Genomic DNA, 24,590 nt, shown 5'->3' on the forward strand with positions numbered 1-24,590 from the left:
CGCGGCGGAGGATGGTTTTTAAATAAAATTTAGGAGAAAACGTGAAAAGTTTGGACGAAATTTTACTCTCTTTCGACGAAAATACGCAAAATGTTTTATTTCTAAACGGCAAGGGCGCTAAACACCCGGTCTGGGACGATGCGCAGGAGGTTTTCGCAAAGGCGGTAGAGCAAATTTTAGATAAAAGCCTAGGGCTGCAAAAGGGCGTGGACTATAGCAAAACGCCTAAATTTTACGGCGCCCAGCCGGTCGCGTTTATCGGCGTGCATGCGCAGATGATCGGGCGAAAAAGCATAGGGTTTTTGCTCACGCAGCGGCATCTTTTGGTTAAATTTGACGCGTCGGCTACAAATGCCGATGAGGTAGCGGCGGCGTTTAGGCTAGACAAGTATCTGCAAAACGAGCTGGAAAATCTCGCGTGGCAAGAGCTGGAAAAATGCGAATTTGAAATCGAGGACGAGATGAAAGCGGCGATGAAAAGAGCGCTAAAAGCGGTTTTAAACGCTATTTTTGAGGAAGGCGTCCAAAGCGACGAGGCTAAAATTTCCGATAAACTTTTAGAGCTCGGCCTTGGCGAAGCGCTAAAAACGCCGCTTGACGAGAGTAAATTATTATCTAAATCGCTTGGCATTTTTAAGTCTAGCTCGCCGATTTTTCATAGCTTAGATAGAGCGCTTTTTGGGCTAGGTAAGCCTTACGGCGTGATACTAGACGAGCGCGGACTCATTAGCCGAGATCTGATGGAAGAGCCTGTTTTTAGCTCGTGGGACGAGATCAGGGGCACGCCCGTAACGGTAAAAGAGGGTGAAGAGGACGCCATAATAATCGGCGAAAAAGAGCATAAGATACCTTTTGAGCTAAAAGAGAAAAAGGAAAATTTCGCCGAGTTTTTAAATTTTACGGCGGCGTTAAAAGCGTAAAATTTAAGCCGAATTTGCGTATAATCGCATAAAAACTAAGGAGAAAAAATGCTAAAAAAGATGGCGGATACGATAAGGTTTTTATGCGCGGATATGGTGCAGCAGGCAAACAGCGGGCATCCTGGCGCGCCGATGGGGCTAGCCGACGTCATGGTCGTGCTGGCTAAATTTCTAAATCACAATCCTAAAAATCCAAACTGGCTAAACCGCGACAGGCTCGTATTTAGTGGCGGTCACGCAAGCTCGCTCGTGTATAGCTTTTTGCATCTTAGCGGCTATGATCTTAGCCTTGATGATCTAAAAAACTTCCGCCAACTAGGCTCTAAAACCCCGGGTCACCCAGAGATCCACACTAAAGGCGTTGAGGTCGCGACGGGGCCGCTAGGCCAAGGCGTGGCAAATGCGGTGGGCTTTGCTATGGCGGCAAAATACGCGGCTAATCTACTAAACGACCCCCAAAATGCCGTCATCGATCATAAAATTTACTGCCTTTGCGGCGACGGAGACTTGCAGGAGGGCATCAGCTACGAGGCCTGTGCGGTCGCGGGCAACCTGCACCTAGACAACCTCGTGCTGATCTACGACTCAAACAACATCACGATCGAGGGCGATACGAGCATCGCTTGGAGCGAGGACGTGAAGGCGAGGTTCGAGGCTCAGGGCTGGGACGTCGCGCGCATCGACGGCCACGACTACGATCAGATCGAGTTTGCGCTCGAGCAAGCCGCCGAGAAGGAGCGCCCGTATCTCATCATCGCAAACACTCGCATCGCAAAGGGCGCGGGCGAGCTAGAGGGTAGCCACCACAGCCACGGCGCGCCGCTTGGCGAGGAGATCATAAAGGCCGCTAAAATCGCGGCAGGCTTTGATCCTGAGCGTAAATTTGCCGTTGACGAGGACGTGCTGATTCGCTTCCGCGCCGCGATAGAAAAGGGCGACCTAGCCGAAGCTCAGTGGAATCAAAAAGTGCAAAATTTAAGCGATGAGAGTAAAAATCTGCTAAATTCGCTGCTAAATCCTGATTTTAGCAAGATAAATTTCCCTGATTTTAGCGGCAAAAAGCTAGCCACGCGCGATAGCAACGGCATCATCATGAACGAGATAGCGCGAGCACTGCCCGGCTTTATCGGCGGTAGCGCGGATCTGGCGCCGTCAAACAAAACCGAGCTAAAAGGCATGGGCGACTTCCCTAACGGACGCAACATCCACTACGGCATCCGCGAGCACGCCATGGCCGCGATAAACAACGCAATCGCCAGATACGGGCTTTTCTTGCCGTTTAGCGCAACGTTTTTTATATTTAGCGACTATCTAAAGCCCTCAGCGCGTATCGCCTCGCTGATGAGCGTTAGGCACTTTTTTATCTTTACGCACGACAGTATCGGCGTGGGCGAGGACGGCCCGACGCATCAGCCTATCGAGCAGCTTAGCACGCTTCGCGCGATGCCAAACTTCTACACCTTCCGCCCGGCCGACGGCAACGAAAACGCGCTTTGCTGGAAGGCGGCGTTAAATTTACGCGCTCCAAGCGCCTTCGTGCTAAGCCGCCAAGGCCTAGCTCCGCTTGAAAAAGGCGAATTTGGCAGCGTAGAAAACGGCGCGTATCTGCTAAAACGCGCGCAAAACGCCAAAATCACGCTAATAGCTAGCGGCAGCGAGGTGGAGCTTTGCGTCAAGGCGGCTGAAATTTTAGCTGCTCGCGGTATCGGCGCGAACGTCGTATCCGCGCCGTGCTTTGACCTGCTTTGCGAGCAGCCGCGCGAGTACGTGGATAAAATTTTAGATCCGCAAACTAAAATCATCGCCGTCGAAGCCGCAAGCGCGCTGGAGTGGTATAAATTTGCGGGTGAAATTTACTCGATGAAGAGCTTCGGCGAGAGCGGCAAGGCGGGCGCATTGTTTGAGTACTTCGGCTTCACGCCTGAAAAGATCGCGGAATTTGCGAGCGAACGCGCATGAAAACGGCGTTAGTTTTAATCGATATCCAAAACGATTATTTCAAGGGCGGCGCAAACGAACTCGTAGGGCAAGAGGCAGCGGCGAAAAACGCAGCTAAAATTTTAGCTCTTTTTAGACGGAAAAGTCTGCCTGTTTTTCACGTTCAGCACATTGCGACCCGCGCGGGAGCGACGTTTTTCTTGCCTAATACTCATGGCGCGCAGATTTACGAGCTAGTCGCCCCGCTACCGCACGAACCCGTCATTGTTAAACACGCTCCGGATAGCTTTTTAGGTACCGAGCTAAGCGATCGGCTAGAGAGACTCGGCGCGGAGCGAATTTTGGTCTGCGGGTCGATGAGTCATATGTGTATCGATACTACAGTGAGAAGTGCGATGGGGAAGGGGCTTAAAGTAGTTTTGGCTCACGATGCGTGCGCGACCAAGGATCTGAGCTCTAACGGCGAAAATTTGCCCGCAGTGCTCGTGCATAAGGCGTTTATGGCGGCGATGAGCGGGATCTTTGCCGACGTTAAAAGTACGGGTGAGGTTTTGGCGGATTTTAGTGAGTAATTAATCCGAGGTACGCTATTTTTTAAATTTTAGGCTAGCCGTGAAAGAATATTTATGCGGTCTAGCGTAAATTTATTCGGAAGCTAGGGCGGTTAAGCGAACATGCCGCTTGCGAGATTTTGCTGCCAGAATTTCTCTAAAACGTTCAAATTTAAAACCAAACGCTTATCCCCTCCAAAAAAACCGCTCGTGCAAGCGCTAGTCTCTTAAGACCTATATTTACGGCCATTTCACGTAAATTTGCGGTCCATTGAAAATTTAAGGCGTGATTAAATATGCTACTCCGCGCCGCAAGGAGCGAGAGCGTCTGGTAGTGCCCACGCCCAACTCGGCTTTTTGCATTTATCGCCGCTTCCCGCTCTTTATATCTTTATATCGTACTACCGCTCGTCTCCGCTAAAACGTAAATTTATCCCGCCCGTTTGCCTTAAAATTTGAGTAAATTTTATGATTTTTCTGCTAAAATCGCGTCTTTACGACTTTTAAAATTGCGGCGAAAAATCTCAAATCCGCTGCTAAATTTGCGTAAAACGACTAAAATTTTATAATCAAGGTATAAAATGGAGCTTTCGCATATCCTCGTTTTGGCCCTAGTTCAGGGTATTAGCGAGTTTTTACCGATCTCTAGCTCGGCACATCTCGTGCTGGTGCCAAAGCTGCTTGGCTGGGCAGATCAGGGGCTAGCATTTGACGTAGCCGTTCACGTAGGTACGCTCGCGGCGATACTTTTTTATTTTAAAGACAGACTTGCGGGGCTTATGCGAGATTTTTTCGCGTCTATCGCGCGGCGCGAGAGGGTCGGCGATAGCACGCTCGTGTGGTCGGTCGGCTTTGCGACAGTGCCGGTGGGGCTTTTTGGTCTAGCGTTTAACGACGCCATCGAGCAGTACGCTAGAAACGGGCTCGTGATCGCGGCGATGACGATAATTTTCGGTATCGCGCTTTATGTCGCGGACAAAAAATCGGGCCTAAAAACCGAATACGAAATGACGATCAAGCTCGCTCTCATCGTGGGTTTAGCGCAGGCGGTTGCGCTGATACCGGGCGTTTCGCGCTCGGGCGTGACGATGACGGCGGCGCTGATGCTTGGCTTTAGCCACAAAGCAAGCGCGAATTTCTCGTTTTTGCTCTCGATCCCCGTGATCGTGCTAGCAGGCGGGCTCGAGGCGGTGAAACTGATAAAAACCCCAGACGCGCTAGCTTGGAGCGACCTTGCTATCGGTGCGGCGGTTAGCGGCCTTAGCGCATATCTGTGCGTGCGGCTGTTTATGGCGCTGATAGCGCGCGCGAGCATGCTACCGTTTGTTATCTACCGTATGATTTTGGGCGTGTTTTTGTTTGCGATGTTTTTATAAATACAGCCAAATTTGGGCTCAAATTTGAGGTTTGCGGCCCAAATTCGCTTTGTAAATTTAAAGCGCAAATTTGACTAAGACGGATCAAAATTTAGCTTTTCTAAAACCTCTTTTATCCTTGCGCTTCTACTCTCTACGCTATCTTCTTCGCTAAACATCCTATGTTCGCTATATTCAAACGGCGGCAGCTCTTTAACAAAATCATAAATTTCCTCAAAGCTTAAAATCTTGCCGTGCAGGTCGTAGCCGGCGTTTAGCGCCTTGCCTTTTACGCTTGCGATATTTGCGTGGATATGGCCGTAGAGATGGATAGAGCCGTGGTGGCCTGCGTTCCACTCGGATATCGGATAGTGAAAGAGCACGAGGTGAAATTTATCCTGTCCGTGCTGCACGGTGATCTCTTTGTATTCGCAAATTTCCTCAAACAGCGCGTTGCCGTCTTGCTTTTTCATGGCTAGCAGCTCGTCTTTATGCTTTTTTATCGCTTCGTCGTGATTGCCTAGTACTAGGACGTGCTTGCCGTTTAGCTTGCTAAAGATGGATATACTGGTCTGCATATCCTTGTGAAAGCTTAGATCGCCTATGTTATAGACCGTGTCGCAGGGATTTACTTTCTCGTTCCAGAGGCGAATGAGCGCCTTGTCCATCTCCTCTACGCTAGAAAAAGGCCTAAAGCACGGATGAAATTTCATGATATTGCTATGTCCGAAATGCAAATCGGAGGTAAAATAAATCATTTTTGCTCCCTTAAATCTACTTCAAATTTCTCGCCGCTTTTTATCTCCATTATCTCTAGCCTTTTAAAAAATACGGCTCCCACGTCCATAGAAAAGACGTTATTTTCGCGTCTGGTTATCCTATTTTCTTCGCTTGCGACGTGCCCGTGAAATATCCGCTTGCCCGTATTATTACTCTCCCAAAAGGGCTCTATACTCCAAAGCACGTAGTCCTCGTCTTGTTCCTCTTCGCTTTTGCCGCCGTCGAAGGCTGCGTGGACGAATATGCTTTTTCCAGAGCTTACGACGTGGGGCATATCGCTGATAAAATCCTTGAGCCACGAGAGCGCGAAGCTGTTTAAATTTCGCTTGTAGATCGACCTTTTGGTTTTATCGCCGCCGTTTCTAAGCCAAATTTGATGATCTAGCGCGTCGCCGCCGAAATACCCGTCCATCATCATTTTCTCGTGATTTCCCAGTACGTGGATCAGCGCGTATCCGTTTCTAATAAGCTCGGCGTACTTTTTATAAAGTCCGATCGTATCCTCGCCGCGGTCGCAGCTGTCGCCTAGGATGATTATCAGATCTTTTTTGCTCAAATTTATCTTTTTGAGCATCAGGTTAAAAAGCCCGAGACAGCCGTGCAGATCGCCGAATACGAAAATCCGCGCGTAATCATCTTCGTTTATATGTTTTATCTTTATCATTTTTTGTTCTTGATTTTTAAATTTGCGGAAAATTTCGGGTTAAGTTTTATAAGATTATGGCAGATGGGAAGGGATTCGAACCCTCGAAAGCTTGCACTTTACACGCGTTCCAGGCGTGCTCCTTCAACCGCTCGGACACCCATCTATGAAGCCTGAATTATAGCTAAAATTTAATAAGCGCAAACTTATATTTGAGCTTTAGCATGTTTTGCGGCGGCGTCAAATTTGAGCTCGCATAGCGTTTTAGCGTCATAAAGGTGCGGGTTAGGACGCAAAACAGTCAAATTTGCCGCTAAATTTAGCTTAAATTTGAGCAAATTTACCCGCGCTTACCCAGAGCGAAAACAAACATCCTGCACGCCTCGCGAAACGGTTTTATCCAGCTCATCACGCGTCCAACTAACCCCCAGCGGTGTTTGTACATATTCATCATCGTGCCGATTTCCAGGCACTTTATGCGCTCTTTATCCCACGCCTCGACCTCGTCCGCGCCCGCGATACCCATCTTGATTTTTACCTCCTCTTTCATAAATTTTAGCGTGTCGTGTTTGCGTGTATTCATTTTTGTCGCGAAGTCGTTGAGTAGATCGACCAGCACCAGCCCGCTAAATCGCGCCGCCAAATTTAAGAAAAACTCCCGAAAAATCGGCTTTTCAAAAAACATCGACACGCCTTCTAGCACGAAAACAAACTTCGCGCCCGCGTGTTTTTTGGCTAACTCGTCCATCCATGCGGTTTCTAACATCGAGCAGGGTAGGCTGTAGTTTCGTGGCGCTTTTGGCACGAGTTTGTCGCGAAGAGCTATGACGTCCGGCAAGTCAAGGTCGTAAAAGGTCGCCTCGGGGCAGAGCGGAGCTAGCCTAAGAGGCCTAGTATCAAGCCCGGCGCCGACCTGAACAATGACGGCGGCCGGGTGCTCGCGCGTAAATTTAAGTATGCAGTCGTCAAAAAATCTCGCGCGTATCACCGTGCCGACCCTGCTTAGCGTCGAGCGGTCAAATTTGGCGAAATCATAATCGATCCTGCTCGCGACGTCGCCTGAAAATTCGTCTTTTAGTATGGGGCGGACTTCCTTGTTTTCCTTGCTTCTAAAATATAAATTTATAAGTAGCGTTTCGGAGACGATATCCGCAAATGCAATCTTTTCCATCTCGTTTTTCCTTTTTATTTTGATAATCTTTATAGAAATTGTAGTGCAAACGGCTTTAAAAGATTATAAAATTTAGCGTTTAACTCGCTGTTAATGCAATGTCGTTTATAATACGGCTTTAAAAACGAAAAAAGGTAAAAAATGAAAAAAATCCTCATCATCGCAGGCTCATGCAGCAACGGCGGCGCGGGACTGCAAGCCGATATCAAGGCGTGCGCGCACTTTGGCTGCTATAGCGCGACCGCGGTCACGGCGCTAACGGCCGAAAATACGGACAAGATCAAAAATATCGTCTCGCTAGAGCCGTCCTTTATCGCCGATCAGCTCGAGATGCTCTCGGCGGAGTTTAGCTTTGATGCCGTCAAGATCGGCATGCTCTTTAACGAGCCTATCATGGACGTCGTACAGAGCTTTTTAGAGAAAAACTCCGCTCCCGTGGTGCTAGATCCCGTCTGCGTCTCGAAAATGGGGCATAAACTCATCAAAGATAGCGCCATCGAGCGGCTAAAAGAACTAATGAAATTTGCCGCCGTCACGACGCCGAACCTGCGCGAAGCAGACGTACTTTTCGGAGATGATTTTACGAATTTGCCGTGCAACGTGATCGTGAAAAAGCACATCATCGCTGGCAAAAGCATCGACACGCTCTACCGCAAGGACGGCAGCGTGCAAAACTTTGAGACGCCGCTAGCCGACCCGCTGGTTATCATAGGTGCTGGCTGCACGTTTTCTAGCTCGCTAGCCTGCCTGCTCGCTCGCGGCGAGAGCCTAGAGGGCGCCATCCAACAAGCCAAAGAGTACATCTACAACGCCATAATCACCGGCATCGACACGAATCTAGGCGTAAGAAAACTGCTAAATCACGGGGTTAAATTTTAAATTTAGCGTGCTTGACGCCGTAAATTAGACTAACAATAAAAGAATTTGCGAGGATTTATGAGTATAAGCCGTAAAACGTCTTTTATTGTTATTTTTCTAATCGCGGCGACGGCCGTCTACTTAAATTTATACGATGGACGGGAGCTGGCGCGAAACTACGAAAAAAATCGTATCGAGATTTTAGCATTGCGCGATTTTGCGGGCGAGATTAGGCCTCGCGGAGTTTGGTTTGACCTGCGCTTGGACGGGGCACGGGTTGAGACGTTTAGCGCCGTGAATGCCGATAAAAACCAAACCGCGAGCTTTATCCGCGTAGATGAGCGAACGAGCGTGCAGGAGCCTCTGCGGATACTTGGCTGGGACGAGCAGACTTTCGGCGAACTAAAAAACAAGCTAAAAAGCGCAAACGTCATAGGTGTAAGAATTTGGGGCAACGAGGCGTTTGGAGGCGAGCGCAAGACTACGATTTATTATCGCAGTGAGGGCTTTGGTGGTGCTTATTACGAGATTTTTGACGACGCTTCGGACGAGATACTACGAGGCGACAAAGAGGCGGGTTGCGACGATAGATTTCATTCAGACGGCGTAGCTTTGATTTATGACGGCGGGGCTACCGTGGATTTTATGTGCGTAAATAAAGACGGCAAAAATATAAAGCGTAGATAAAAATCTAAATTTTAGATTTACGCTTTTAATTTTGGGTTTGGTTTGGCGGCTAAATTTGGTCCTAAACTGGGAGAGATAAATTTACGGGCGGTTTTGTTAAATTTGACTGCCGATGAGTGGGTTTCTCGGCCTAATCGTTAAATTTGGATGCGGATAACGGCGGTAAATTTAACCCATATTGTTCAAATTTACGCCGACTTTCAAATTTGACCTAAATTTGCATTCAAATTTGCTTGCTTGTTCGGTCAAATTTAACCCGCACTCTCACTTGATCGCCGTCAAATTTACCTAAAGCTTATCTGTGCGTCGTCCGTGCCGTCTTCTAGCAAGATGTTGTAGCCGCCGGTATTTGGCGGGCGTTTATAGATATCTTGCGGGCGGATATCCAGCACCTCGTCGCTGAAAAACACGCATTCGCGCTCGCCCGTATCCACGTCGCGCACCCAGATTTTGCCGTCGTCCACGATCTCTTCGTCAAACTCTATCACGCGGTTTTCGTAAATTTTGCCCAGCAGTCGCTCGTGTAAGCGGTTCTCGCGCTCAAACTCCAGCTCTGCTTGCAAGCACTCCGCCTCGTCGATGAAAATAGGCTCCAGCGCGATCTTATCGCCCTCTAGCACGCACTCGAATTTCTCCAGCGTAGAGCAGTCCACCTCGCTGCCACCCAGCCTCACGACGTCTTTGTTGCGCATGAAGTAGCGGTTGGTGAGGTTGCCCATCAGCGCCTCGTACGCCGTGCCGCCGATCGCGCGCTTAAGCAAAAACTCGTTTTGAAACGCCAGCACCAGCTCCACCTCGCACTCGCGCAGGATCTCTTCGTTTAGCTCGGTGTTCTCGCTTAGCAGCTTCGCCGACTCGTCGAGAAATAGGCTAATAGGCCTTTTTTGCTTCATCGTTACGCGCTTTAAAAGCTCGGGCAGAAAGCTGTTTAGTAGGAAGCTCAGCGCACTTTTGTCGCAGCTTGCGGCGTTAAATATCACGATCTTGCCGCTATTTAGCAGCCCTGCGATACTCGCGTCGCCCGCAGCGCCGTCTCCGTCGCCGTTTAGCGAGTCGTCGTTCATGAGGCCTAGAAACGGCGACATCATCATCGAGTAGTTGCGAAAATCGTCTCTCGTGCGTTCGTCGCCGATGTCCTTGTAGCGGCTCGTCGCGTCCAAAAACTCGTCCGCGGTCGCTAAAAACGCGCGGTTTATCATTATCGTCTCGCGGGTGAAATTTAGCGTCGAGGAGTCGAGATTGTCGCAGATTAGATTTAGCGCGTCTTTAAACTCGAGCATCTTTTCTAGGTCTTGCGAGAGGCGCAGTATCGTAGCGACGTCAAAGGTAAAATCCCGCGCGAGCGTGCACACGTCGGCGTAAAAGGCGTCTGTGTAGCAGTCGTTTAGCGGCGTGATTTTTTTAGCGAAAATTTTAAGCGCCTTTAGCACTTTAAAAAACTCCGTCGCGATGCTCGAGCCAAACTCTTCCCAAAACTTCTCCCTCGACTCCATCGGCTTTTTCACGCAGTTTTTAAAGTCGCGCGGCTTCATCGATGCGATGAGGTTTATCGGCGCATCTAGCCTCGCACCCACGCTCACGACGTCTTTTAGACGGCCCGCTCTGCGCGCTAGAGCCTTGATTTTGGCGCTCTCGCCGCCTTTATAATCCACGGCAAACACCGCGTAGCCTTTTTGCATGCGGTCAAGCAGATTCGGATATATCATCGCCGTCGTCTTGCCGCTGCCGGTTTCTCCGATGATGGCTGCGTGCGTGAAGTCGCTAGGTATCAGCGCGCCTTTTTTCTCCGCGTTTTCCCGCGTTCTCGTAAATCCCATTATTTTTTGCATATTTTTCCTTGTTGGGGGCGATTGTAACGAAATTTGGTTTAAAGATTTAAATTTGACGGGGCGGCGAGCGGGTCAAATTTACTGCGGGACGTGATGAGAATCTAGCCTGCAAAACCCGCACCGCGAAAACGCTAGATCAAATTTGAGCTTTAGCGGAGCAGGGCGGGTCATGCCGAAATTCGGCTCAAATTTGCCGCAAGCGGGCGAAACTACTCCGCTTTTTTGCAGACGGCGGCCGAGTGCGTGAGCAGATCGTGCAAATTTAGTGCGTCCTTGCGAAAAAAACAGAGGCAAAGTCCGACCATGCTAACGCCTGAGAGCAAAAAGCAGATGTAACGGAGCAAAACGCGCGCAAAGCCGAGCTTGCGGCCGCTGTGTAGGTCGATGAGGTAGATATTTTGCGAGCGGTAGCCGGGCGTCTGGGCTTTGATCGCAAAAAAGGCGCAGCAGATGAGAGCGACTGCGAAATTTGCCCCGAATATCGCGGTTTGGTTGTGCAAAAAGTCGTCTTTGCCGTCCAAAAAAACATAGGTCGTGAGGTAGTATATCGGCATCCCTATCAAAAAAAGATCGGTGATAAAGGCCTTTACTCGCGCGCCGATGCTGGCTAGTTGCGCTTTTTGTTTCGCCAAATTTACTCCTTTTGTTTTTATTTTCGGACGCGTGCTTTGAGTTTTTGAGCGTCAAATTTGCTCGCTACCGACTAAATTTATGCTCTTTTACTTTTGCTGCGGCAAATTTACGTCTGCTTGTGCTGCCGCTTCGGTGCAGTAAATTTGCGGCTCGTTTCCGCGCGCCCGCCGCTTGCGCCGCCTTATCAGCCGACCTTGCCCAGCTCATAAACGAGGCTTTGGTTGCGGGCGAATTAATTTATTTTCTCGGTGCGGCGCAATCTTTATGGGTTCTGCCGTCTTTGTTTGTTTTTGGCTTTGCAGCCGTTTGCGATAATCGATAATTTTCGTCTCTCATGTTTTTGCTAGGCCTGTTTGCGCTTGATTTACTGCCCGAGATACCACAAAATTCGGCTTGCCGAGTCAAATTTGATTTGCGATCGGTTTGCGTTCATTGACGCCCGCAAAATCCGTCCAAATTTGCGGGGCTAAATCAAACATAGCCGCGAAATTTAACAAATTTAGTTGCCTCTGCTGCCGGGTTTTATCGCCTTGCTTCCGTTGGCGCAGAGTGGGCAATTTGCGGGTTCGTAAATCTCAAACTCAAAGTTTCCAAGCGCGAAAAACGGCTTGTCGGCGGGTAGTTTGGCGCTAGCTTTAGCGACGCTGCCCGCTAAATTTGCGACCTTGCAAAAGCCGCGATTAGCAAGCGCGGCAAACGCCACGACCTTGCCGCCTAGGCTCTCAATCACGCGCGCGGCCTCCAGCGCCGAGCCGCCCGTGGTGATGATGTCCTCGCAGATGACGAATCGCTCGCCTTCCCTTACCTCAAAGCCTCGTCGCAGGCTCATCACACGCTCGACTCGCTCGGTAAAGATAAAGCGCTTTTTCGCCGCGCGAGCTAGCTCGTAGCCGGCCAAAATGCCGCCTAGAGCGGGAGAACAGACGCTGTCAAACTCTACGCCCGATTTTTCGATGACGGCGGCTAGCTCGTCAGCTAGGGCGCCTGCTAGCTGCGGATCTTCGAGCACTTTGGCGCTTTGGAGATAAAACTGCGAGTGGTTGCCGCTGCTAAGCAAAAAATGCCCCTGCAAAAACGCGCCCGCGTCCTTGTAAATTTTCTCTAAATTCATCGTTTTTCCTTTGTAAAATTTGAGCGAATTTTACCCTAAGCGCGCTTAAGCTACTATTTTTTGAGCTTTTGGCGGCTTGCGATTTTGCGTTATTATAAGCCTATGCCGAGCAAAAACGGCTAGCAATTTTAAATTTGGATATAAAATTTTGGTAAAAGCAAGTATGGTGTGATAAATTTAAAATTTGGACGAAATAGATAAACGTGCTTTTAGGTGTAGCAAAAGCGGATTAATATTTATGTTAAACGCGAAATAGCGGAAGGTTTTTATAAAAGAAGCGGCTCGTCAAATTTAACGAGCCGTACGTAAATTTTAAACTTTTAAAAGTTCGCTCTCTTTTTCTTTTACGAGCGAGTCGATCTTTGACGTGTAGCTGTCGGTGATCTTTTGGACTTCGTCTTGCCCTTTTTTGCTCTCGTCTTCTGTGATAGCTTTATCTTTTTCTAGCTTTTTAACCTCGTCGTTCGCGTCTTTTCTGATGTTTCTTATGCTGACTTTGGCTTTTTCACCAAATGCCTTAGCGTGCTTTGCGTTTTCTTGGCGTTGCTCGACCGTCATCGGAGGGAAAAATAGCTTCACGCTCTCGCCGTCGTTGTTCGGATTTACGCCGATATTTGCCGCAGAGATCGCTGCGGTGATAGTTTTTAGCATCGGTTTTTCCCACGGCGTTATGCTTATGGTGCTAGCATCGCTAGTTAGTACGGTGGCTACTTGGTTTAGCGGGGTTTGGCTACCGTAATAATCCACATAAATATTATCGACTATGCTTATATTTACCTTGCCTGTGCGAAGCGTGCTAAAGTCGCGTTTTAGGCCCTCGATACACTTGTCGCTATGCTCTTTTTGCTTTTTGTAAATTTCATTCAGCATTTATATCCTTTACTAAAATTTTTGTCGTCGTTTTTCCGTTTACTTTAAGGCTCATTCTGACTTTATATCGGTCGATCGGCTTGTTAAATTTAAGCGTCATCTGTCCGTTTTCAAGCTTGACCTTTTTTGTCTGCTGTCCCGTCATCGAGAAGTAGCCGTGCGTCGCATTCTCGTCGGTTTTGATGATAAGTTCGCTAATCTTATTATCCTTCGGATAGTCTTGCGGAAGTATCCATTCGGCTTTTAGAAATTTACTAGCAAGCGCGGATGGCAGGTGCGTACCGTTCATCGCAGGGATCCTATCTAGTTCATGCAGATCGCTATCTGCCGCGACTGCGCCAGAGTTTTGGCTGAGTATCACCTCGATACCGTGCTCTATCGCGACGTCGCGTACCCTGTCGTTATATTCGCCGAAAGGATAGGCGAAATATCGCGGCTTGTAGCCCATATTTTTTTCAAATTTGCCTATGCCGTCCTCAAAGTCGTTTTTTAATTTTTCCTCGTTAAGACCGACCATGTGTAAGTGACCGTAGGAGTGATAGCCGACTTCGCCGTATTTTTCGATCTCTTTGATCTGCTCAAAGGTCATAAAGTCGCCGTATTTTCGTGCGGTAGCCTCGACGTAAATCATCAGCGCAAACGGATATCCGTACTCTAAAAATATCGGCAAGCCTTTTTCGTAAAAGCTCTTGTAGCCGTCGTCTACGGTTAAAACAACCCAATTATCAGATACCGGCTCGCCGTTTTTTATCGCGTCCACGAGCTTTGAAAGCGGGATGACCTCGTAGCCTTTTTCTTTAAAATAGTCAAACTGTTCGCGTAAATTTTTGCTAGAGATGTTGGTAGTCGGGTGTCTATCGTCGTCAAATCTGTGATAGTTAAAGATATGCGCATCTGCAAGCGCAAACTGCGCCATTGCAAAAAATGCAAGCGCGGAAACTAATTTTTTCATTGACGCTCCTTATTTTTGCTCGCTTACCGGAGCCTCTGGAGCTGCAGGAGCGCTAGGAGCTTGCGGAACGACTGCCTCTGGAGCCGCAGGTAGCGACGAAGTATCGACGCTATCTATGAGAGATTTGCTGCTTTGAGTGTTGTAAACATAGCTTAGCGCTAGGGTATTTAGGATAAATAAAACGCCCACTACGAAGGTAAATTTGGCCAAAAATCCGGCCGGTCCTTTTGCGCCAAATAGGCTTTCGTTGCTGCCGCTATACGCGCCCAGTCCGATAGAGGAACTTTTCTGAAGCAAAACGGCGATCGTCAAAACTACCGCGAAAATAAACTGCAATACTAAAAAAAGCGAATCCATAAAAATCCTTTTAAATTTTCAAAATTAGTCGCGATTATACTAAAAAAGTTTTGAATTTGGGTTAAATTTCTTTTTCTATCTCATAAAGTTCGTAGCGCACGGCCTTAAAAATCTCGGAAATTTTAACGTCGATGAGCTTAAAACACTCCTCTAAAACCCTTGCGCTTTCTTGCGCGCGTTTGATGTTGGCGGTTTGTAAATCGTCCAAATTTAGGCGGATTTGCTCGTCTTTTAGGCTCGGTTTTAGCACGTCGTTTGCGGCGTCGCGAAATTTTAAGAATTCTTTTTGCGGGATTTTTGCTTTGTGGCGGAGATTTTTGATTTTTTTAGCGAGGGCTAGGTCGTCAAAGCCGTAACGTCTGACGTCCTCGACGACTCTAAGCCCTTCTTTTAAGCGGTTTAAATTTGCGTCTATTACGCGGTAGAGCCGCTCATCGTTAGTCATCGCTATTAAAAAATCCTAAAATTCTAAGCAATGAAACGAATAAATTTAAGAAATCAAGGTAAAGATCAACTGCGCCCTCGATCGGAGTTTCGTAGTTGCCGCGTATGATATTTTGCGTATCGTAAAGGATGTACGCGCTAAATAAAACAGCGGCTACGCACGATAGCGCTACCTGAAAAATCGGACTTTGGAAGAATAAATTTAGTAGCATAGCCACGAGCAAAACGATAAGCGTGATGAAAAGCATCTTGCCCAACGCGGTAAAGTCGCGCTTGGTGTTCATCGCAAACACGCTAAGTCCGCCGAATGCTACCGTCGTAAGCGTAAAGGCCTGGGCTACTATCGCCGCGCCTCCGGGCATCGCAAAAGTGCGTCCTAAAATAGGCGTAAGCGTAAGTCCGCTAACGAAAGTAAAGGCAAAAAGCAGGATCAAATTTAAGCCCGCTTTGCGTTTGGCAAACATTAAACCGACCAAAAGTCCTAGCTCAAGTATCACAAATAGCCAGTAGTTGCTCGCTACCGTCGCTCCCAGCGAGCTGTAAAGCCCGACGTAAGCTCCGACGCTGGCTGCTAAAAGCGAAGCCGCGAAAAGCTGATAGGTTTGTTTGATAAACGTGCTAAGCGCGCTTTGCGAATATTCGCTCGCAACCTCGTGCTCTCTTGAGTTTGCATAGTTTCTGTCATATAAACTCATTTTTTCTCCTTTTTTAAATTTTGACGCAAATTTAGCCAAAAATAGGTAAATAATATATAAAAGATCGCTGAATTTGACGCGCGAAAAGCATTTTAAAAAATTTTAACGAACTTTGAAACGTTTTTGATATAATATTTTATAATTTTTTATACGGGAAAGCAGATGCAAGGTATCTTAGACGGCGCAGTTAAATTTATGGAAGAGGATTTTTTAGAGCATAAGGAGCTTTTTGAGAGTCTGGGCGAGAAACAGACGCCGCACACTCTTTTTGTCGGCTGTATCGACTCGCGCGTGGTGCCTAGCCTCATAACAAACACGGTTCCGGGCGATCTCGTAGTCGTGCGAAATATCGCAAACATCGTGCCCCCATACCGCAAAAGCGAGGAGTTTTTGGCTACGACCTCGGCGATCGAGTACGCCTTGCAAACGCTAAACGTACAAAACGTCATCATCTGCGGGCACAGTAACTGCGGCGGTTGTGCGGCTTTGTGGATGGATGAGGCTAAATTTAGCAAAACGCCAAACGTAAAGCGCTGGCTTGACTTGCTAGAACCCGTAAAAAAGCGCGTGCAAAAGCTTTTCGGCGACAATATCGCAAAAAGAGAGTGGATAACCGAACGCCTAAGCCTTGTAAATTCGTTTGAAAATTTACTGAGCTATCCCGACGTCAAGGCTAAATTTAGAGACGGGGAGCTAAAAATTTACGCCTGGCACTACATAATAGAAACGGGCGAAATTTATAACTACAACTTCGTAACAAAGAGCTTTAAACTGCTAGGAGTCGAGAAATGAGAAAAATTTTAGCCGCCGTTTTTGCGCTGTGCATTAGCTTAAATTTGTTCGCAAATACCGCAAGCGACGATCTAAACGCAACCGACATCCTAAGCGTCGTAAATCAAATCAACGAAGCAAACTCGCAGATCGCCGTTATCAAGGCGCAGTCGGCTGAAAATAACGAAACCGCCGATAAAAACGTGCTTTTTAGAACGGTCCTGGAGAAAAAAGAAAAACTGATCGAGCAGATCCCCTACCTCATCATGCAAATCGAAATCGACGAGGAACAGGTGCAAAATTTCAAACAAGAGATGCAAGATCTAGAGACGAAAACCAAAAAGCTAAAAAACTCTAGCAATCAAAATTTATACGTCAAAAACATGCTCGAGCTTGAGCGCATGCGGCTTGACGAGCTATTTTACTCCTCGCTTTTAAATTTGGAAAATATCTTTAAAGAGGGCGGCAAAGCCGTAAACGTCAAACTTGCCGTCGAGGAGACGCTGCTTAGCTTTCAGACCGAGTTTTACGCGCAGTTTAAGGCCTTTAAAGACTCGTTAAGCGAAGAAGTAGCCCTAGCGCATAAAGGCGAGCTAGACGCGTTAGAGGCGCACAAAAAGACGCTTGAAGAGATACTTCACTATCTGCGCGATAATGCCGAGCTGCTCACGTCAAACTATATCATCTCGGAGCTAAATTTAAAAACGGCGATTGATTTTATCAATGAAAAGGCATCGTTTACGAGCAAATTTAACGTCGGCAAGGCTGCGATTATATTCGTCGTATTTTTGTTTTTCGTCTCGTTTACGACGCTGCTTAGTAAGCTCACGCTGTGGGCGTTAATGAAATTTTTCGTCAAGCACGACTCGGATAGACAGACGAAAGGGCGCATCGTCGAGATCATCAAACGCCCGATGCTGCTCACCCTTATCGCCTACGCGATAGATATATGCGTCTCGATCGCGTATTATCCGGCTCCGATGCCGATAAAATTTGCAAATTTCCTCACGATCACTTTTGTTATCGCCGTCACTTGGCTCATACTTAGCGTACTAAACGGCTACGGCATGGTGCTCATCAACGAACTCACCAAAAAAAGCGGGCGCAAAGAGGTGATAAATTTGATCCTAAAGATCATCTATTTCATCATCTTTGTTATCGCGCTACTTATCGTGCTTAGCAAGCTCGGATTTAACGTCAGCGCTATCATCGCGTCTCTTGGTATTGGCGGCCTTGCTGTAGCTCTTGCGACTAAGGATATTTTGGCGAATTTCTTTGCCTCCGTTATGCTGCTCTTTGACAACTCGTTTTCGCAAGGCGACTGGATCGTATGCGGCGACATCGAGGGAACGGTCGTGGAGATCGGGCTTAGAAAAACGACCGTGCGAACCTTTGATAACGCCCTTATATTCGTGCCAAACTCAAAGCTAGCTAGCGATCCGATCCGAAACTGGAGTAGGCGAAAGATGGGACGGCGCATCAGGATGCTAATCGGGCTAGAATACAGCGCCACGACCGAGCAGATCAAAAAGTGCGTCGATGAGATCAAACAGATGCTAATCGACCACCCAGACATCGCAAAGGGCGACGATATGGGCTCGAAAAAGGCTAGTCGATACGACCGCGGTATCGTCTCGATCGATGATCTGGCCGGATATAAGTCGAATTTATTCGTCGTCGTGGACGAGTTTGCGGATAGCTCGATAAATATCCTCGTGTACTGCTTTTCAAAGACGATAGTTTGGGGCGAGTTTTTGGCCGTCAAAGAGGACGTGATGCTAAAAATAATGAATATCGTAGAGGCCAACGGGCTTGGATTTGCCTTCCCTAGCCAGAGCCTATATGTCGAAGAAGTGAAAAAATAATTTTAAAGGAGAGAAAATGAGCGAAGAATTTGACTACGAAGAGGAAGATCTGGAGGAGGAATACTCCGAATTTGACGACGAGAGATCCGAGCGATACAGCTATAACTACGATGAGAACGACTACGAATACGGCGACGAAGACGAAGAGGATAGCTACGAGATGTGATTTGCGCTCAAATTCGGCTTTGCGGGGCAAATTGTCGGCAGGCCGAATTTTGGAGCGTTTAAATTTAGCTTTTACGAGTAAATTCGGCGCGTATTTTTAGCTAATTTTGAGCCGAATTCGGCTTAAGACAGGACGGTTTGGCCATTTTGTATAGACTTTGTTTTTGTGCGATATGCAAATTTGTCTTTTTTAATTATTCTAGCAACCGCCACCTTCAAATTTAGGCATTTATATCAAGTTTTCGGATTTTATTTAGAGCTTCTAAAAGCTTGGTTACGTCCGTCCCTTTTTCCTGTTCGGCTTTGATAAATTTCTCGAAAAACTCGCGCTTTATATCCTTGTAAACATAGGTTTGGCTTTTGCTAGTAGCGTGGATAGGTTTAAATTTCTTTTCTTTCGCAGCGTCTGCTTGCGCTTCCTCTTTGGCCGTTTTGTCAAAATCGCCCTTTTTTAGCGCGATTTTTTGTAGCGCGTCTCCGATACTCTCGCCGTTTTTAAATACGTCTTTTAGAAATTTAAGAAACTCTTTTTTGCTCGCTTCGTCCGCGTAGCTCACGCGATCTTCTATCTCTTGCCCAAGAAGCGTAATGCGCTCTTTTGCGGGCGTTTGGTCGAAATTTAGCGCGCCGTCCTTGAACGAAATTTTGACGTTTGCGTATTCTCCTAGGATTTTATTTGCCGCGTGCTCGAGCCATTTATCTTTAAACTCCTCCTCGCTCATATCTGAATCCAGTAGCTTCGAGGCTTTGGCGTCCATTATCAGGCCGCTGCCGCTACGCATACCAAGCCCCGTACCAAACCCGCCCAGATCCACGTTAAATTTACTCAAAAACTTATCCACGCTAAAGACATCCTGCCTAAATATATCGGACGGATCGCCCGCGTGCGCGATCAGAGCTCGCGTGCTATCTACGAAGCTTTTTAGCTCGGCGGCTTTTTCTTTGTCGGTACTCGGATCAAGCCCGTTCATCTTGCCCCAGATGCTGATTTTATCGTCTCTCGTGTAGCCGCTTAGATAAAATATCCTCCTCACAGCTACGGGCTCGTCCGGCTTTAGTCCAAGCTCCTTACGCCAATCATCCACAACCTTTTCAAACCCCATTTTTATGCCCAACCACATGCTTAAATTTTTACCCGTTAGCTTTTCTGGATCAACCTTGTCCGCCCAAATTTTTAGTTGGTCGTAGTTTAATTTGCTTGGATTTACCGTATCGTAATTCATCTGTGCCGTCAAATTTGACATCAAATTCGCCGCTTCTTTTTTCTCGCGTGTTTTTAAATTTTGCCCGCGAGCGCCGCTAAAATCGAAATTTGCATTTGCGTTAAATCCGTTTACGCCGCCTATCATCTAAAATCCTTTTAAAATTTGGCTTTCTAACGATATCGGCAAAATTTGAGGAAAATTTAGTGCAGAAAAATTTAACGCGGCTTGCTCGCTAGCAAGTATTTGCGCAAATTTATTTTATTCAAAATCCTTCCGCGGGCTTACGCAGTACGTGCCGCGACCAGAGTGTTTTGCTTTATAAAGAGCATCGTCGGCTCGCTGAAGCAGTAGATCAAAGGAGTTAGGCCCGGTCCTTCCCTCCGCGATGCCCGCGCTCACGCATAGTCTGTTAAATAGGGGATTTTCTTGACAAATTTTAAAAAATCGGTCGATCAAAATTTGCACCCTAGGCGCGATGCTTTGCGCGGTAGCTCCGTCGGTAAATATCGAGATAAACTCGTCCCCGCCGATACGCACGTTCATAGCGTCGGCAAAAATCTCTTTTATCAGCTCCGCGATCGCGACCAGAGCCTTATCGCCCGCCTGATGTCCGTGCTCGTCGTTTACCTGCTTAAAGCGATCCAGATCCATATAAAGTATGCTCATACGTACCGTTTTTAGCCCGTCTAAAAAGGCGTCTAGCTGGTTGCGGTTGGCTAGCCCCGTGAGCTTGGTCGTAGTGGGCTAGATATTTGATATTTTGCAGATACTCGTGCTCTTTCGTCACGTCGCGCGCGATGCCGACGGTACCGATGATCGTCTCGCCGTCAAATATCGGCGTTTTATACGTTTTTAGCTTGCTTAGTTTGCCGTCCGCGCGCATAACCTCCTCGTCAAAAAGGCAGGTCTTACGCGCTGCGACGACGTCGTCCTCGGTCTGGACGCAGACATAGTCAGTTTGCTCGTAGATTTCTTTTGGGATATCCCAGATGTAGTAGTGATCTTTGCCCCGCACGAGCTCTTTTGGCTTGTTTACGACCTCGCAAAACTCGTCGTTTACCTCTAGATGTAGCCCGCCCATATCTTTAAACCAGATCATATCGGGAGACGAGTTTATCAGCGTTTGTAGCCAAGTTTTTTGTAGCCACGACTCTTTACGTTCGGCGATCAAATTTAGCGCTTTTTCAAAGTAAAAGTCGTCTAAATTTGCGCTTTCAAGCCAAATTTCGTCAGCGATCTGCTTTTGCTCGCCCGTTATCTCGTCCGAGCCTCTCGCATAAATCGCCAAAAAGCCGTTTTCGCCGATACGGTTTTTTAGTTCGGGTAAATTTAGTCCGCAGTTCCGGCTTGCGATGATTAGGTATTGGTTTCCGTCGGGGATGGGCGAGGGGATGTCGTGGGCACTTTGTAGGATCTTAAATTCGTGTTCAAAGCGCGGCCTGGGCGGGATCTTACTGTATTGCTCAAGCTTATTTTTTATATCCTGTGTTAAACAAATATGCAGTTTGACGCGGTACATGACTGCCCTCTTTTGTTTTTGGTTATGATACAGTAGGCGAGCTTTAACGAGGCTTTTTGGTGCGGCTAAATTTGACCTTTTGCGAGGAGTTAAAATTTAGAAATTTGCTAGCTTAAATTAGAGCGTAAATTTGATCTAAATTTGAAGAAGAGCGTCAAATTTACGGCAGGTCGCCGAGCCGTATAAGCTCACGCGAGTCGCCGTAAATTTGCAAATTTAAATCAGCCTCCGTACATCAGCCTCGGTAGCCAAAGCGAGATTTCCGGGATGTATGTCACCAGGATGAGTCCGACAAATAGCGTCAATGTCCACGGCAAGCATGAGACGATGACGTCTTTTAGATTCATGCCGGTTAGGCCGCTGGCGACGAATAAATTTAACCCGACCGGCGGCGTGATCATGCCGATTTCCATGTTTACGATGAGCAGGATACCGAAGTGCACCGGATCCACGCCTAGCGCAGTCGCGATCGGTAGTAGCAGCGGCACCATGATCATCACGACCGATGAAGGCTCCATAAACTGTCCCATGATGAAAAGCAGGATGTTTACGATGATTAAAAAGCCGATCTTGCCGATATTTGCGGCTAGGATGCTATCAGCTATCGTTTGCGGGATGTTTTCGCTAGTTAGCAGATACGCAAACACGACCGCGTTTGCGATGATGAAAAATATCATCGCCGTCGTGATCGCAGACTCTAGACAGATGTCCCACAGGTCTTTAAATTTGATATCTTTATAAACAAATAGCGAAATAATCAGCGCATATATCGCGCTCGCCGCCGCAGCCTCGGTCGGGGTGAAAATGCCGCCGTAGATACCGCCGATAACGACTACTACGATTAGCAGCGCCCAAAAAGCTCTGAAGAATTTTTTTATCCGCTCGCTCCAAGGCTCGGGCGTAGTAGCTTTAAATCCAAGCCTTTTTGCTCCGATATAAGTCTGCGCTATCATCATACCGCCCAGCATCAGCCCCGGCACTACGCCCGCCATAAAGAGCTCGGCGATACTGGCATTTGATGTCACGCCGTAAACGATCATAACAACCGAAGGCGGGATCAAAATACCTAGCGAGCCTGCCGTCGTGATACCGCCCACTGCGTATTCTTTAGGGTAGCCGGCCTCTTTAATGGCAGCAAACATTATAGAGCCGATAGCTACGACGGTAGCGGGCGAGCTGCCAGAAACCGCGGCAAATATCACGCACGCAAATATCGAGCTCATCGGCAGGCCGCCCGGCAGGTGTCCGACCATGGATTTAGCAAAATCTATAATGCGTCTAGCAGAGCCGCCCTTGCTCAGTAAATTTCCGGCCAGGATAAACATCGGGATCGCCATGAGAGGAAATTTATTGATACCGTCAAAAATACGCTGAGGCACCTCCGCAACATCTAAGCTGGTAAAGAGCAGCATCGTTAAAACCGTACTAGCTCCCAGCGAAACGGCGACGGGAACGCCTATTAGCATGAGCCCAAACAGCGAGATAAATAAAAATGCGATGGTCATAGGCTCTCCTTAGCTTTTCTTGACCGAGTCGCGTATCATCTCGGCTTCGTTATTTACGATGACTTTATCGGCCGGCGTCATAGCGATCTGGAAAATTTTCTCTCCGGCGCGGTAGCTGGCTCCTAAAAAAGCGATCGGAACCACCAGCATTGGTACCCATTCCGGCACGCCTAGATCCACGCTCATGGAATCAAGCTCGATCAACACCTGTAGATACTGCACGCTATAAACTACGATAAACATCAAAAATACCGTCGTTATTAAGTTTGCCAAGATAAGGTATGCCTTGGCGATGATGGGCGGAAATCTCTCGATCAAAATCGTAACCGAGATATGTATGCCTTTTCTAAAGCCGTATGCGGCGGCGAAAAACGCCGACCAGATAAAAAGATAGTTCGTTAGCTCGCCGGCCCACGACCAGCCTGTGTTAAAGCAGTATCTCATCACTACGTTAACAAAGGCTAGCAGCGTGCCTGCGGCGATGCCTAGCACCGCTACGGTTTTGTTTACCGAGGCAATGCCGACATCTAAAATCTCAAAAAATTTACCCATAAAATCCTACTTCGTATTTATCGTTTTTTCTACCAGGTCTTGACCGATTACGTTGTAGAAGTTCGGATAAATCGGCTTCATAGCCTCTGCCCATTTGCCCTTTTGATCGGCATTTAGCTCGATGATCTCAAGCTTTTTGCTCTCGCTTGCGAATTTTTTAAGCTCGCTTAAAATATGCTCTTCTTCCTTAGCCGTCTCTTCGCGCTCGTAAGCCGTAGCCTCTTTTAGAGCCTTCGTTACGTGAGCCTTCATGTCATCGGGCAAACCTTTCCAAAATTTCTCGCTCATAACGACTAAATATCCCAAATATCCGTGGCCTGATAGCGTTAAAGAGCTTTGCGCCTCGTAAAATTTGGAGTTATAGAAATTTGAAAGCGGGTTTTCCGTCGCATCGACTACGCCTTGTTGAAGAGCCGGATAAACCTCTGAAAACGGCAATACTTGCGGGTTGCCGCCCACGACTTTGATCTGCTCTTCAAGCACTTTTGAGCTTTGGATGCGGAATTTTTGTCCCTTAGCGTCCGCAGGCTCTACGATTGGTTTTTTGCTCGAGCTAAAGTGCTTAAATCCCGCATCCCAAAAATCAAGCGCGATGAAGCCTTTTTTAGCGATCATATCTTTTAGGGCTTGTCCAACTTCGCCGTCTTGAACAGCGTAAAGATGGGCGTTATCTCTAAAGATAAATGGCAGGTCAAATAGTTGAAACTGCGGCACTATCGGCGTAAATTTAGAAAAACTAGGCGCGGCCATCTGTACGTTGCCAAGCTTTAGCGCGGCAAAAACTCTATCGTCGTCCATTAGCGATGCGGCAGGATATACCTCGACCTTGATCGCTCCGCCGCTAAGCTCGCCGACTCGTTTGGCAAAAAAGTCTGCAGCCTTGCCTTTTGGCGTAGAGGCGGCCACGACGTGGGCAAATTTGATCGTGTATGTTTTGCCTGCGGCAAACGCGCTGCCAGCAAGCGCGCAAGAAAGAAGCAGTGCGGAAAGTAACTTAATTTTCATCTGTGATCCTTTTTAAAAGATTAGCTAATTCAGCTAGGTGCAATTATAATTCATAAAAAAGCGGCTGCGTGAAAATGTTTCGACTTTTTGCAATAAATTTCAAATTTATGTGTAAATAAGTAACAATATCTCAGATTTGACCGTCAAATTTGAGAGCAAGTCAAAGTAAAATATAACGCTAAAAAGACTAAGTGTTACGAAAATACACA

Annotated in this window: 26 protein-coding genes, 1 tRNA gene and 1 pseudogene; 9 read left to right on the plus strand and 19 right to left on the minus strand. The window is 47.5% G+C overall.

The features are described from left to right. The first annotated feature begins 41 nt into the window (after positions 1–41). From E4V70_RS06620 to E4V70_RS06635, 4 genes are all read left to right on the plus strand, one after another. Positions 42–920: a hypothetical protein gene (locus E4V70_RS06620; protein WP_122862350.1), complete on the plus strand. Its 879-nt coding sequence runs from the start codon at positions 42–44 to the stop codon at positions 918–920. Positions 921–968: 48 nt separating this feature from the next. After that, positions 969–2,879, plus strand: coding sequence for a transketolase (gene tkt, locus E4V70_RS06625; RefSeq protein ID WP_122862351.1), 1,911 nt, complete (start codon positions 969–971; stop codon positions 2,877–2,879). Then, positions 2,876–3,430, plus strand: coding sequence for a cysteine hydrolase family protein (locus E4V70_RS06630; protein ID WP_122862352.1), 555 nt, complete (start codon positions 2,876–2,878; stop codon positions 3,428–3,430). The genes tkt and E4V70_RS06630 overlap by 4 nt, the downstream gene beginning before the upstream one ends. A gap of 560 nt (positions 3,431–3,990) precedes the next feature. Then, the gene (locus E4V70_RS06635) at positions 3,991–4,785 is read left to right on the plus strand and encodes an undecaprenyl-diphosphate phosphatase (protein WP_122862353.1); all 795 of its coding nucleotides are present in this window, start codon (positions 3,991–3,993) and stop codon (positions 4,783–4,785) included. Between the two features lie 74 nt (positions 4,786–4,859). Here E4V70_RS06635 and E4V70_RS06640 read toward each other — a convergent pair whose 3' ends face one another. The 4 genes from E4V70_RS06640 to E4V70_RS06655 all read right to left on the minus strand — a co-directional run bounded on the left by E4V70_RS06640 (position 4,860) and on the right by E4V70_RS06655 (position 7,358). After that, positions 4,860–5,522 carry a metallophosphoesterase family protein gene (locus tag E4V70_RS06640; RefSeq protein WP_122862354.1) on the minus strand — a complete coding sequence of 221 codons (663 nt, stop codon included), beginning with the start codon at positions 5,520–5,522 and terminating at the stop codon, positions 4,860–4,862. Further along, positions 5,519–6,208, minus strand: coding sequence for a metallophosphoesterase (locus E4V70_RS06645; protein WP_122862355.1), 690 nt, complete (start codon positions 6,206–6,208; stop codon positions 5,519–5,521). The genes E4V70_RS06640 and E4V70_RS06645 overlap by 4 nt, the downstream gene beginning before the upstream one ends. A gap of 57 nt (positions 6,209–6,265) precedes the next feature. Beyond that, positions 6,266–6,353: transfer RNA gene (locus tag E4V70_RS06650), tRNA-Ser, on the minus strand. A gap of 174 nt (positions 6,354–6,527) precedes the next feature. Beyond that, positions 6,528–7,358, minus strand: a complete 831-nt coding sequence (locus E4V70_RS06655) for a class I SAM-dependent methyltransferase (protein WP_122862356.1) — start codon at positions 7,356–7,358, stop codon at positions 6,528–6,530. Between the two features lie 141 nt (positions 7,359–7,499). Here E4V70_RS06655 and E4V70_RS06660 point away from each other — a divergent pair, with 141 nt between their 5' ends. Beyond that, positions 7,500–8,237, plus strand: coding sequence for a hydroxymethylpyrimidine/phosphomethylpyrimidine kinase (locus tag E4V70_RS06660; RefSeq protein ID WP_122862357.1), 738 nt, complete (start codon positions 7,500–7,502; stop codon positions 8,235–8,237). Positions 8,238–8,294: 57 nt separating this feature from the next. Then, complete coding sequence (locus E4V70_RS06665) at positions 8,295–8,903, plus strand: hypothetical protein (protein WP_122862358.1); 609 nt, start codon at positions 8,295–8,297, stop codon at positions 8,901–8,903. Positions 8,904–9,187: 284 nt separating this feature from the next. Here the strand turns inward: E4V70_RS06665 and E4V70_RS06670 are convergent, their stop codons facing one another. The 9 genes from E4V70_RS06670 to E4V70_RS06705 all read right to left on the minus strand — a co-directional run bounded on the left by E4V70_RS06670 (position 9,188) and on the right by E4V70_RS06705 (position 15,794). Continuing rightward, positions 9,188–10,765 carry a type IV secretory system conjugative DNA transfer family protein gene (locus tag E4V70_RS06670; RefSeq protein ID WP_269472437.1) on the minus strand — a complete coding sequence of 526 codons (1,578 nt, stop codon included), beginning with the start codon at positions 10,763–10,765 and terminating at the stop codon, positions 9,188–9,190. 176 nt (positions 10,766–10,941) lie between these two features. Continuing rightward, complete coding sequence (locus E4V70_RS06675; RefSeq protein ID WP_122862360.1) at positions 10,942–11,364, minus strand: RDD family protein; 423 nt, start codon at positions 11,362–11,364, stop codon at positions 10,942–10,944. Between the two features lie 64 nt (positions 11,365–11,428). Beyond that, positions 11,429–11,572: a hypothetical protein gene (locus tag E4V70_RS10765; protein ID WP_163026446.1), complete on the minus strand. Its 144-nt coding sequence runs from the start codon at positions 11,570–11,572 to the stop codon at positions 11,429–11,431. A gap of 292 nt (positions 11,573–11,864) precedes the next feature. Further along, entirely contained in the window at positions 11,865–12,476 is a 612-nt protein-coding gene (pyrE, locus tag E4V70_RS06680) for an orotate phosphoribosyltransferase (protein ID WP_122862361.1), read from the minus strand. 312 nt (positions 12,477–12,788) lie between these two features. Beyond that, the gene (gene frr / locus E4V70_RS06685; protein WP_122862362.1) at positions 12,789–13,346 is read right to left on the minus strand and encodes a ribosome recycling factor; all 558 of its coding nucleotides are present in this window, start codon (positions 13,344–13,346) and stop codon (positions 12,789–12,791) included. Then, entirely contained in the window at positions 13,336–14,298 is a 963-nt protein-coding gene (locus E4V70_RS06690) for a polysaccharide deacetylase family protein (protein WP_122862363.1), read from the minus strand. Before E4V70_RS06690 ends, frr begins: the two co-directional genes overlap by 11 nt. Before the next feature lie 9 nt (positions 14,299–14,307). After that, on the minus strand, positions 14,308–14,655 hold the full coding sequence (gene secG, locus E4V70_RS06695; protein WP_122862364.1) for a preprotein translocase subunit SecG: 348 nt from the start codon (positions 14,653–14,655) through the stop codon (positions 14,308–14,310). A 61-nt stretch (positions 14,656–14,716) separates the two neighbouring features. Further along, the gene (locus E4V70_RS06700) at positions 14,717–15,100 is read right to left on the minus strand and encodes a thiamine-phosphate pyrophosphorylase (RefSeq protein ID WP_122862365.1); all 384 of its coding nucleotides are present in this window, start codon (positions 15,098–15,100) and stop codon (positions 14,717–14,719) included. Next, complete coding sequence (locus tag E4V70_RS06705) at positions 15,093–15,794, minus strand: Bax inhibitor-1/YccA family protein (RefSeq protein WP_122862366.1); 702 nt, start codon at positions 15,792–15,794, stop codon at positions 15,093–15,095. The genes E4V70_RS06700 and E4V70_RS06705 overlap by 8 nt, the downstream gene beginning before the upstream one ends. A 162-nt stretch (positions 15,795–15,956) precedes the next feature. Between E4V70_RS06705 and E4V70_RS06710 the strand changes: the two genes are divergently transcribed. From E4V70_RS06710 to E4V70_RS10770, 3 genes are read left to right on the plus strand one after another with little or no spacing between them, the layout of a single operon-like run. After that, entirely contained in the window at positions 15,957–16,586 is a 630-nt protein-coding gene (locus E4V70_RS06710) for a carbonic anhydrase (RefSeq protein WP_122862367.1), read from the plus strand. Beyond that, the gene (locus E4V70_RS06715; RefSeq protein WP_122862368.1) at positions 16,583–18,430 is read left to right on the plus strand and encodes a mechanosensitive ion channel domain-containing protein; all 1,848 of its coding nucleotides are present in this window, start codon (positions 16,583–16,585) and stop codon (positions 18,428–18,430) included. Before E4V70_RS06710 ends, E4V70_RS06715 begins: the two co-directional genes overlap by 4 nt. 16 nt (positions 18,431–18,446) lie before the next feature. Continuing rightward, entirely contained in the window at positions 18,447–18,596 is a 150-nt protein-coding gene (locus E4V70_RS10770) for a hypothetical protein (protein WP_009494881.1), read from the plus strand. A 220-nt stretch (positions 18,597–18,816) separates the two neighbouring features. Here E4V70_RS10770 and E4V70_RS06720 read toward each other — a convergent pair whose 3' ends face one another. The 6 genes and pseudogenes from E4V70_RS06720 to E4V70_RS06740 all read right to left on the minus strand — a co-directional run bounded on the left by E4V70_RS06720 (position 18,817) and on the right by E4V70_RS06740 (position 24,381). Then, positions 18,817–19,944 carry a hypothetical protein gene (locus E4V70_RS06720; protein ID WP_122862369.1) on the minus strand — a complete coding sequence of 376 codons (1,128 nt, stop codon included), beginning with the start codon at positions 19,942–19,944 and terminating at the stop codon, positions 18,817–18,819. 114 nt (positions 19,945–20,058) lie between these two features. Beyond that, positions 20,059–20,472: pseudogene (locus E4V70_RS10965) on the minus strand (GGDEF domain-containing protein); the annotation flags it as partial. After that, positions 20,432–21,319, minus strand: a complete 888-nt coding sequence (locus E4V70_RS11165) for a PAS domain S-box protein (RefSeq protein ID WP_331869468.1) — start codon at positions 21,317–21,319, stop codon at positions 20,432–20,434. The gene E4V70_RS11165 and the pseudogene E4V70_RS10965, both read right to left, overlap by 41 nt. Positions 21,320–21,540: 221 nt before the next feature. Beyond that, positions 21,541–22,824, minus strand: a complete 1,284-nt coding sequence (locus tag E4V70_RS06730) for a TRAP transporter large permease (protein WP_122862370.1) — start codon at positions 22,822–22,824, stop codon at positions 21,541–21,543. Between the two features lie 9 nt (positions 22,825–22,833). After that, positions 22,834–23,376: a TRAP transporter small permease gene (locus E4V70_RS06735; protein ID WP_122862371.1), complete on the minus strand. Its 543-nt coding sequence runs from the start codon at positions 23,374–23,376 to the stop codon at positions 22,834–22,836. A gap of 6 nt (positions 23,377–23,382) precedes the next feature. Then, positions 23,383–24,381, minus strand: coding sequence for a DctP family TRAP transporter solute-binding subunit (locus E4V70_RS06740; protein ID WP_122862372.1), 999 nt, complete (start codon positions 24,379–24,381; stop codon positions 23,383–23,385). Between the last annotated feature and the right edge of the window lie 209 nt (positions 24,382–24,590).

This window comes from Campylobacter showae (genome assembly GCF_900699785.1).
Taxonomy (GTDB): Bacteria; Campylobacterota; Campylobacteria; order Campylobacterales; family Campylobacteraceae; genus Campylobacter_A; species Campylobacter_A showae_D.